The organism is Streptomyces sp. NPDC048275, assembly GCF_040652275.1.
In the GTDB taxonomy this organism is placed as follows: domain Bacteria; phylum Actinomycetota; class Actinomycetes; order Streptomycetales; family Streptomycetaceae; genus Streptomyces.
The window spans coordinates 1-9430 of sequence record NZ_JBEZLR010000180.1 but is presented as its reverse complement, the minus strand read 5'-3'; the positions used below and the strand labels follow the sequence as shown (position 1 = coordinate 9430).

Below are 9430 nucleotides of genomic sequence, written 5' to 3'. Positions count from 1 at the left end.
ACCGTCGGCGACATGTCCTGCACCGGCGCCGTCGACTCGGACGCGACCACGCTGGACGCCGTCATCACCGAGATCGCCACGTCGCGGCTCACCGAACGGGGCGCCACCCGCGCCGACGACAAGATGTCCGAGGCCGCGATGGAAGACCGCAAGCGCGAGGGGTACTTCTAGTCATGACCAGCACCACCATCGCAGTGAACGGCACCATCGACACGCTCAGGTTCGCCACGGCGGGTTCCGTCGACGACGGCAAGTCCACGCTCGTCGGACGACTGCTGCACGACTCCAAGTCGGTCCTCGCCGACCAGCTGGAAGCCGTCGAGCGCGTCTCGGCCAGCCGCGGCCAGGAAGCCCCCGACCTGGCCCTGCTCACCGACGGCCTGCGCGCCGAGCGCGAGCAGGGCATCACCATCGACGTGGCGTACCGCTACTTCGCGACCGCGCGCCGCCGGTTCATCCTGGCCGACACCCCGGGCCATGTGCAGTACACCCGGAACATGGTCACCGGCGCCTCCACGGCCGAGCTGGCGATCATCCTGGTCGACGTGCGCCACGGTGTGGTCGAGCAGACCCGCCGCCACGCCGCCGTCGCCGCACTCCTGCGCGTCCCGCACGTCGTCCTCGCCGTCAACAAGATGGACCTCGTCGGGTACGAGGAGAAGGAGTTCGACCGGATCGTCGAGGACTTCGCGGGCCACGCCGCCGAGCTGGACCTGCCCGGCTTCACGCCGATCCCGGTCTCGGCGCTGTGCGGCGACAACGTGGTGGAACGATCGGCGCACATGGACTGGTACGGGGGTCCGGCGCTGCTGGAGTTCCTGGAGACGGTGCCGGTCGGCTCCGACGTCCCGTCCGCTCCGGCGCGCTTCCCGGTCCAGTACGTGATCCGGCACGACGAAGTCCGCCACTACGCGGGGCAGTTGGTGTCCGGCACGCTGCGGGTCGGCGACCGCGTCACGGTCCACCCGTCCGGCGAGACCTCCGAGATCGTCGGCATCGACGTGCTCGGCAAGGACACCGACATGGCGTACGCGCCCCAGTCGCTGACCCTGCGCCTGGCCGACCAGCGCGACATCTCGCGCGGCGACATGCTCACCGCCGGGCCCTACGCACCCGCGCTCACCCAGGACGTACGGGCGGCCGTCTGCCATCTGGCCGACCGTCCGCTGCGGGCCGGCGACCGGGTGCTGGTCAAGCACACGACGCGGACCGTGAAGGCGATCGTCAAGGACCTGGGCGGCGCCGCGGAGCTGACCGCGAACGACCTCGGCAAGATCACCCTGCGCACCGCCGAGCCGCTCGCGCTCGACGACTACGCCGAGGTACGCCGCACCGGCGCGTTCCTCCTGGTCGACCCGGCGGACGGCTCGACGCTGACGGCGGGGATGGCCGACCTCCCCTGATCACCGACGCCCTCAAGTCCCCAGTGAAAGCCGGGGCTTGGGGGCATCGGTGCGTCCGGTCCGCGGGGGCCGGCTGCCCGCGCGGTAGGGCTTCGGCCAGGCGACGCCCGGACCCTCGTACCCCTGCTCGGCCGCCGCGTGCAGCGTCCAGTGCGGGTCGTAGAGATGCGGCCGGCCGAGCGCGCACAGGTCCGTGCGCCCGGCCAGGATCAAGGAGTTGACGTCGTCCCAGGAGGAGATCGCGCCGACGGCGATCACCGGGACGCCGGTCTCGTGGCGGATCCGGTCGGCGTACGGCGTCTGGTACGAGCGCCCGTAGTCGGGGTGTTCGTCCGCCACCACCTGGCCCGTCGACACATCGACCGCGTCGGCGCCGTGCGCGGCGAAGGCCCGCGCGATCGCGACCGCGTCGTCCCCGGTGTTGCCGCCGTCGGCCCAGTCGGTGGCGGAGATCCTGACGGTCATGGGCCGTTCCTCCGGCCACACGGCCCGTACGGCGTCGAAGACTTCGAGCGGGAAGCGCAGCCTGCGCTCCAGTGAGCCGCCGTAGGCGTCGGTGCGCCGGTTGGTCAGCGGTGAGAGGAAGCCGGACAGCAAGTAGCCGTGCGCGCAGTGCAGTTCGAGCAGATCGAAGCCGCAGCGCGCGGCCCGCCAAGCGGCCGCCGCGAACTGCTCGCGAATATCGGTGAGTTGGACACGGGCCAGCTCGCGAGGTGTCTGGTTGCGCGGCCCGTACGGGACCGGTGACGCGGCCACGAGCGGCCAGTCGCCCTCCTCCAGCGGCTCGTCGATGCCCTCCCACATCAGCTTCGTGGCGCCCTTGCGACCGGAGTGCCCGAGCTGGACGCCGATCGCGGTGCCCGGCGCCTGCGTGTGCACGAAGTGGGCGATCCGCCGCCAGGACTCGGCCTGTTGGTAGGTGTAGAGCCCCGTGCAGCCGGGCGTGATCCGGCCCTCGGCGCTGACGCACACCATCTCGGTCATCACCAGCCCGGCGCCGCCGAGCGCCCGTGCTCCCAGGTGTACGAGGTGGAAGTCGCCGGGGACGCCGTCCACGGCCGCGTACATGTCCATGGGCGAGACGACGACCCGGTTGCGCAGGGTCAGACCGCGCAGCCGCAGCGGCGTGAACATCGGCGGCGTGCCCTGCGGGCAGCCGAACTCCCGCTCCACCGCCGCCGTGAAGTGCGCGTCGCGCAGCCGCAGGTTGTCGTGGGTGACGCGGCGGCTGCGGGTGAGGAGGTTGAAGGCGAACTGGCGTGCGGGCTGGCCGAGGTAGCGCCCCAGGTTCTCGAACCACTCCAGGCTGGCGCGCGCGGCCCGCTGCGTGGACGCGACGACCGGGCGCCGCTCCTCCTCGTACGCGGCGAGCGCCTCGCCGAGTGTGGGCCGTTCCTCCAGGCAGGCGGCCAGCGCGAGCGCGTCCTCGACGGCGAGTTTCGTGCCGGAGCCGATGGAGAAGTGGGCGGTGTGCGCGGCGTCGCCGAGAAGGACCAGACGGTCGTGCGACCAGCGGTCGTTGACGACCGTCCGGAAGGTGACCCACGCCGACTTGTTGGACCGCAGCGACCGTCCGCCGAGCGCGTCCGCGAAGATCTTTCCGCACCGCTCCACGGACTCCTGCTCGTCCAGGTCCGCGAACCCCGCCGCCCTCCACACCTCTTCGCGCATCTCGACGATGACGGTGGAGGCGTCGGCCGCGTACGGGTAGCCGTGCAGCTGCATCACACCGTGTTCGGTCTCGGCGATCTCGAAGCGGAACGCGTCGAGGGCGAAGTCGGCGGCGAGCCAGATGTAACGGCACCGATGCTCTTCGACGGACGGGCGGAACACGTCCGCGTAAGCCTCCCGCGCGGCGCTGTGCACCCCGTCGGCGGCGATGACCAGGTCGTACGCCGTCATCAGCTCCGCCGGTGGCGGGGCCTCGGTCCGGAAGCGCAGCTCGACGCCCAGCGAGCGGCATCGCTCGTGCAGGATCTCCAGGAGCCGGCGCCGGCCCAGCGCCGCGAAGCCGTGGCCGCCGGAACGGTGGCGCACGCCGCGGTGCACGATGTCGATGTCGTCCCAGCGTACGAACTCGTCCCGCAGCGCCGCGTACACGACCGGATCGGCGTGCTCGATGCCGCCGAGCGTCTCGTCGGAGAGGACGACGCCGAAGCCGAAGGTGTCATCGGGGGCGTTGCGCTCCCAGACGGTGATCTCGCGGGCCGGGTCGAGCCGCTTGAGCAGCGCGGCGGCGTACAGTCCGCCGGGACCGCCGCCGACGACGGCGACGCGCATCGCGTGCCCACCTCCGCGCATCCCGCGCTCACCTCCCCCGCCACTTCGGCGGGCGCTTCTGCGTGAAGGCCGCGTGGAACTCCGCGTAGTCCTCGCCGTTCATCAGCAGGGCCTGGGTCGAGGCGTCCAGTTCGACGGAGGCGGCGAGCGGCATGTCCAGTTCGGCGGTGAGCAGCGCCTTCGTCTGGGCGTACGCGAGGGCCGGGCCCTCGGCGAGGCGGTGGGCCAGTGCCTGGGCGGCGTCGTCGGCGCGGCCCTCGTCGGTGAGCTCGCTGATCAGGCCGATCCGCTCGGCCTCGGGCGCGCGCACCGGTTCGCCGAGCATCAGCAGCCGGGTCGCGTGGCCCAGCCCGACGACCCGGGGCAGCAGATAGGCGGCACCCATGTCGCCGCCGGACAGGCCGACGCGGGTGAACAGGAAGGCGAAGCGGGCGCTCGGGTCCGCCACCCGGAAGTCGGCCGCCAGCGCCAGCACGGCCCCGGCGCCCGCGGCCACCCCGTGCACCGCCGCGATCACCGGGAACGGGCACTCCCGTACGGCCCGTACGACCTGCCCGGTCATCCGGTTGAAGTCGAGCAGCTGGGCGGTGTCCATGGACAGGGTCGCGCCGATGATCTCGTCGACATCGCCGCCGGAGCAGAAGCCACGGCCCTCGCCGGCCAGCACCAGGGCGCGTACGGACCGCTCGCGGGAGAGCTCCGCAAGCAGGTCACGCAGGTCGGCGTAGGCGCCGAAGGTGAGCGCGTTGAGTTTCTCGGGGCGGGCCAGGGTGACCGTGGCGACCCCATCGACGACCTCGCACCTCAGGTGCTGCCAGTCGGGGGTGCGGGCGGCGGAGCCGGTGAAGGGACTCATGACGGACGGCCTCCTCGGGCGGGGGCGGCGGTCTGTACTGCTTCATCAACTTATCACCACTCTGTGACCGTCGTCACGAGTCCGCGATAAGGCAGTCGCGATGTGACCGTTTCCTCTCACCGCGTCACGAATCCTCGATAGCCCCGTAACGGCGGGAGCACGCGCGGGAGGCGGACAGTTGACCTGGGTACACAGCCTTACGCCGAGCTGAACGTCCCGGGAGGACCCTGTCCGAATGTCCCGAAATGGCCCGCCCGACGTCTCTGTCCGGTGGCGCCGTACCATTCATAAGGTTGAAAGCAGGACAGCCTGCTCCATGAACGGACCCCACGTGCACGACACCCCAGCCCCCGCCTCCTGGCGCATCGCACTGCCGCACACCGCCGCGGCCGTGCCCGTCGCCCGTGCCCTGGTCCGCACCGCGCTGGCCGAGCTGGAGCACACGGCCGACAGCGACACCGCGGAGCTGCTCACCGCGGAGCTGGTCGCCAACGCCGTGGAGCACACCGCCGGGGACGGTCCCATAGAGCTGGTCGTGGAGCTGATGCCGACCGGCTGCCAGGTCGAGGTGCACGACCCGGACCCGGCTCCGCCCGGCGATCTCACGGTCCCCGCACCGGCCGAGGAGCCCGACCCCTGGCAGGAGCACGGCCGCGGCCTCCTGCTGATCCGCACCCTCAGCTCGTCCTGCGGCCACCGCCCCACCGCCTCCGGCAAGGCGGTCTGGTTCAGACTGCCTGCGGTACCCGCTCAGCGGCGGCCGTCCTAGGGCCCGTCCGGCGAATCAAGGCGAGCCAGATCCCGCGTCTCCGGCATGATCCGCCGGACAGGCCCTAGCCTGCGCCAGCCGGGAGTGGCGGCGCCCGTAGAGGACGTAGACGAGGAATCCGGCGAGCAGGAACAGCGCGAACTGGAACCAGGTCGTCCAGCCCGTCTCGTACATCAGATACAGACAGAAGCCGACGCCCAGCAGCGGTACGACGGGGTAGAGCGGCACGCGGAAGGTGTGCGCGAGGTCCGGCTCCCGGCGGCGCAGCGCGATCACCGCGATGTTGACGGCGACCATGGTGGCGAGCGTGCCGATCGTGCACAGGTTGACCACGGCGTCCAGGGACGCGAAGGCCGCCGGGAGGGCGAAGACGACCGCGACGATCAGCGTTCCGGCGACCGGTGTCGAGGTCTTCGGTGAGACCTTCTCGAAGACACGCGGGATGAGCCCGTCGCGGGACATGGACATGAGGATGCGGGTCTGCCCGTACATCACCGCGAGGACGACCGAGGCGATGGCGACGACCGCGCCGAACGCGATGACCGCACCGCCGACCGTGGAGCCGGTGACCTCGTTGACGACGTACGACAGCGCGGCGGGCCTGCCGCCGACCCCGTCGCCGCCGATGGCGCCGATCGCCGCGAGGGCCACGGCGCAGTACAGCAAGGTGACCAGGCCGATGCAGATCAGGACGGCCAGGGGGATGTCGCGGCGCGGGTTCTTGGCCTCCTCGCCGGCCGTGGTGATCGCGTCGAAGCCGATGTAGGAGAAGAAGGCGGCCGTGGTCCCCGCACCGATGCCGCCCAGTCCGGCAGGCGAGAACGGTGTGAGGTTGCCGTCCTTGAAGGCGCTGAACCCGATCGCGCAGAAGGCGACGAGCACGACGAGCTTCAGCACGGCCATGGCGGCGGTCGCACGGGCGCTCTCGCGCGCCCCGCGGATCAGCAGCACCGAGGCCAGCGCGATCACGATGACGGCGGGGAGATTGACGACTCCCCCGTCCGCCGGTCCCGAGGAGAGCGCGACAGGAAGCTGGTGCCCGGTGAGGCTGCCGAGCAACTCGTTCACGTACTGGCTCCAGCCGACCGCGACGGCCGACACGGAGACGCCGTACTCCAGGAGCAGACACCAGCCGACGAGGAAGGCGGTGCTCTCACCGAGCCCCGCGTAGGCGAAGGAGTACGAGGATCCGGAGACCGGGATCGCGCCGCCGAGCTCGGCGAACGCGAACGCGGTGAAGACGCAGGTGATCGCGGCGAGGATGAAGGACACGACCACGGCGGGTCCGGCCTGCGCGACCGAGTCGGACAGGCCGACGAAGATGCCGGTGCCGACGATGGCGCCGACGCCGAAGCAGATGAGCTGGAAGAGGCCCATGGTGCGCTTGAGGCCGTTGCCCTCGAGGTCGGCGCCGGATTCGGCGACGAGGAGCTCGGGGGACTTGATGCGGGGAGAGCGCTGGGTGCGGGGAGCGGGTTCGACGCCGGGTGAGCGCTTGATGCGGGCGGCGCTGGGAGCGGGCATACGGGGTGGTGCTCGTTTCTGGTGGTACGGGCGCGACGGGGTCTGTCGCGCGGCGGCCGCGGAAGGGGTGGCTCCGGGCCGCCGGTCAGGATAAGGCCTGTTGTTCGAGGGCAGGTCAGGCGAGCGTGGCGACGAGGACCGCCTTGATGGTGTGCAGCCGGTTCTCGGCCTCGTCGAAGACGACCGAGTGCGCCGACTCGAAGACCTCGTCGGTGACCTCCAGGGAGTCGAGGCCGTGGGTCTCGTGGATCTCGCGGCCGACCTTGGTGCCGAGGTCGTGGAAGGCCGGGAGGCAGTGCAGGAATTTGACGTCCGGGTTGCCGGTGGCGCGCAGGACGTCCATCGTCACGGCGTACGGGGACAGGGCGCCGATGCGCTCGTCCCAGACCTCCTTGGGCTCACCCATGGAGACCCAGACGTCGGTGGCGACGAAGTCGGCGCCGAGGACGCCCTCGGTGACGTCCTCGGTGAGGGTGACGCGGCCGCCGTTGCTCTCGGCGAGTTTGCGGGCCTGGGCGACGATCTCGTCGGCGGGCCAGTAGGCCTCCGGGGCGACGATCCGGACGTCCATACCGAGGAGCGCGCCGGTGACCAGATACGAGTTGCCCATGTTGAAACGGGCGTCGCCCAGATAGGCGAAGGCGATCTCGCCGAGCGGCTTGTCGCAGTGCTCCGTCATCGTGAGCACGTCGGCGAGCATCTGGGTGGGGTGCCAGTCGTCGGTGAGGCCGTTGTAGACGGGCACCCCGGCATACGCGGCCAGTTCCTCGACGGCGGCCTGACTGTCACCCCGGTACTCGATCGCGTCGAACATCCGGCCGAGGACGCGCGCGGTGTCCTTCACGGACTCCTTGTGGCCTATCTGCGAGCCGGACGGGTCCAGGTAGGTCGTCGAGGCCCCCTGATCTGCCGCCGCGACCTCGAACGCGCAGCGCGTGCGCGTCGAGGTCTTCTCGAAGATCAGCGCGATATTCCTGCCCCGCAGGTACTGGGTCTCGGTCCCCGCCTTCTTGGCCGCCTTGAGCTCGGCGGCGAGCTCGATCAGACCGCGGAACTCGTCTTCGGCGAAGTCCAGCTCCTTGAGGAAGTGGCGGCCGGCGAGGGCGGACGGGACTGTCGCCATGGGGGCACTCCAGAGTTACGGGGACAGGGACGGCAAGAATTGGAAGTCTATACGACGCTCTACATTTCTATACGGCCGACCGTTCGACGGGACAGCTCATACAGCGGGGCCCGCCCCGCCCTCGGCCCAGCTCGCTCCCCGGGATCTCGATGACCTCGATCCCCTGCTTGCGCAGATGCGTGTTGGTCGTCGCGTTCCGCTCGTAGGCGACCACGACGCCCGGCTCGACGGCGAGGACGTTGCAGCCGTCGTCCCACTGCTCGCGCTCGGCCGCGTGCACGTCCTGCATGGCCGTCAGGACACGGATCTCGTTCAGCCCGAGCGCTGCGGCGATCGCGCGGTGCATGTGCTCCGGCGGGTGGTCGGTGACCTTCAGCTCCTTCTCCCCGACGCCCGGCTCGATGGTGTACGAGCGGAGCATGCCGAGCCCCGCGTACTGCGTGAAGGTGTCGCCGTCGACCATCGTCATCACGGTGTCGAGGTGCATGAAGGCCCGCCGTTTGGGCATGTCGAGCGCCACGATGGTGGTCGCCGAGCCCGCCGCGAAGAGCTTGTGCGCGAGCATCTCCACGGCCTGCGGGGTGGTCCGCTCGCTCATGCCGATGAGCACGGCGCCCCTGCCGATGACCAGCACATCGCCGCCCTCGATGGTGGACGGATAGTCCGCCTGCCCCTGGGACCAGAGGTTGAACGTCTCGTCACGGAAGAGCGGGTGATGACGGTAGATCGCCTCGAAGTGCACCGTCTCGCGCTGCCGGGCGGGCCAGCGCATGGCGTTGATCGACACCCCGTCGTAGATCCAGGCGGAGGTGTCCCGGGTGAAGAGGTGGTTGGGCAGCGGGCCGAGCAGGAAGTCGTCGAGCTCCATGACGTGGAAGCGCACCGAGGTCGGCTCCGCGTGCGCGTCCAGGAACTCTCGCTTGGTCATGCCGCCGACCAGCAAAGACGCCAGCTCCGGGGCGGGCAGGGTCTCGAAGGCGGCCCGGAGATGATCGGTGGCCAGCGGTCCGTACTCCTTCTCGTCGAAGACGCGGTCCAGGACGAGTGATCTGGCCGCCGGGATCTCCAGGGCCTCGGTGAGCAGGTCGCCGAAGAGGTGGACGGCGACGCCGCGGTCGCGCAGTACGTCCGCGAACCCGTCGTGCTCCGCACGGGCTCGGCGCACCCACAGCACGTCATCGAAGAGCAGGGCGTCCTTGTTGCTGGGGGTGAGCCTCTTGAGCTCGAGATCCGGCCTGTGCAGGATGACGCGGCGCAGTCGGCCGGCCTCGGAGTCGACATGGAATCCCATGTCTCCATCCTGACCATCCGGACGCCTGTTCACCCACCGATGCGATGTGGTTTTCGCCCCCGCCGCCCCTACCCGTCCCGTCCCCTTGGGGGCTCCGCCCCCAAACCCCCGCCAGGGGGCGCTGCGCCCCCTGGACCCCCGCCTTCGCCCGAAGGGCTCGTCCTCAAACGCCGGACGGGCTGAC

The 9430-nt window shown here is 70.7% G+C and carries 7 protein-coding genes and 1 pseudogene; 3 read left to right on the top strand and 5 right to left on the bottom strand.

The genetic code is table 11. The features are described 5' to 3' along the window. Window positions 1-171: pseudogene (locus AB0D57_RS46440) on the top strand (sulfate adenylyltransferase small subunit); the annotation flags it as partial. 2 nt (window positions 172-173) lie between these two features. Then, a complete protein-coding gene (locus AB0D57_RS46435; protein ID WP_362088564.1) occupies window positions 174-1403 on the top strand; it encodes a GTP-binding protein in 1230 nt (409 codons plus the stop codon). Window positions 1404-1415: 12 nt separating this feature from the next. On the opposite strand, the gene AB0D57_RS46430 is transcribed toward AB0D57_RS46435, so the two are convergent. After that, window positions 1416-3683: a bifunctional salicylyl-CoA 5-hydroxylase/oxidoreductase gene (locus tag AB0D57_RS46430; protein WP_362088563.1), complete on the bottom strand. Its 2268-nt coding sequence runs from the start codon at window positions 3681-3683 to the stop codon at window positions 1416-1418. A gap of 28 nt (window positions 3684-3711) precedes the next feature. After that, window positions 3712-4539 carry an enoyl-CoA hydratase family protein gene (locus AB0D57_RS46425; RefSeq protein ID WP_362088562.1) on the bottom strand — a complete coding sequence of 276 codons (828 nt, stop codon included), beginning with the start codon at window positions 4537-4539 and terminating at the stop codon, window positions 3712-3714. 316 nt (window positions 4540-4855) lie between these two features. Between AB0D57_RS46425 and AB0D57_RS46420 the strand changes: the two genes are divergently transcribed. After that, window positions 4856-5308 (top strand): ATP-binding protein, encoded by a 453-nt coding sequence (locus tag AB0D57_RS46420; protein WP_362088561.1) that lies wholly within the window; start codon window positions 4856-4858, stop codon window positions 5306-5308. A gap of 15 nt (window positions 5309-5323) precedes the next feature. On the opposite strand, the gene AB0D57_RS46415 is transcribed toward AB0D57_RS46420, so the two are convergent. The 3 genes from AB0D57_RS46415 to AB0D57_RS46405 all read right to left on the bottom strand — a co-directional run bounded on the left by AB0D57_RS46415 (window position 5324) and on the right by AB0D57_RS46405 (window position 9246). After that, window positions 5324-6832 (bottom strand): amino acid permease, encoded by a 1509-nt coding sequence (locus tag AB0D57_RS46415; protein ID WP_362088560.1) that lies wholly within the window; start codon window positions 6830-6832, stop codon window positions 5324-5326. A gap of 115 nt (window positions 6833-6947) precedes the next feature. Next, complete coding sequence (gene argF, locus AB0D57_RS46410) at window positions 6948-7955, bottom strand: ornithine carbamoyltransferase (RefSeq protein ID WP_362088559.1); 1008 nt, start codon at window positions 7953-7955, stop codon at window positions 6948-6950. A 67-nt stretch (window positions 7956-8022) separates the two neighbouring features. Beyond that, window positions 8023-9246 carry an arginine deiminase gene (locus AB0D57_RS46405; RefSeq protein ID WP_362088558.1) on the bottom strand — a complete coding sequence of 408 codons (1224 nt, stop codon included), beginning with the start codon at window positions 9244-9246 and terminating at the stop codon, window positions 8023-8025. Window positions 9247-9430: the final 184 nt, after the last annotated feature.

Bases quoted from the DNA above. Each gene is read 5' to 3' on its own strand.
- AB0D57_RS46430 (WP_362088563.1), bottom strand. From the start codon at position 3,683: ATGCGCGTCGCCGTCGTCGGCGGCGGTCCCGGCGGACTGTACGCCGCC.
- AB0D57_RS46420 (WP_362088561.1), top strand. From the start codon at position 4,856: ATGAACGGACCCCACGTGCACGACACCCCAGCCCCCGCCTCCTGGCGC.
- AB0D57_RS46405 (WP_362088558.1), bottom strand. From the start codon at position 9,246: ATGGGATTCCATGTCGACTCCGAGGCCGGCCGACTGCGCCGCGTCATC.
- AB0D57_RS46435 (WP_362088564.1), top strand. From the start codon at position 174: ATGACCAGCACCACCATCGCAGTGAACGGCACCATCGACACGCTCAGG.
- AB0D57_RS46425 (WP_362088562.1), bottom strand. From the start codon at position 4,539: ATGAGTCCCTTCACCGGCTCCGCCGCCCGCACCCCCGACTGGCAGCAC.
- argF (WP_362088559.1), bottom strand. From the start codon at position 7,955: ATGGCGACAGTCCCGTCCGCCCTCGCCGGCCGCCACTTCCTCAAGGAG.
- AB0D57_RS46415 (WP_362088560.1), bottom strand. From the start codon at position 6,832: ATGCCCGCTCCCAGCGCCGCCCGCATCAAGCGCTCACCCGGCGTCGAA.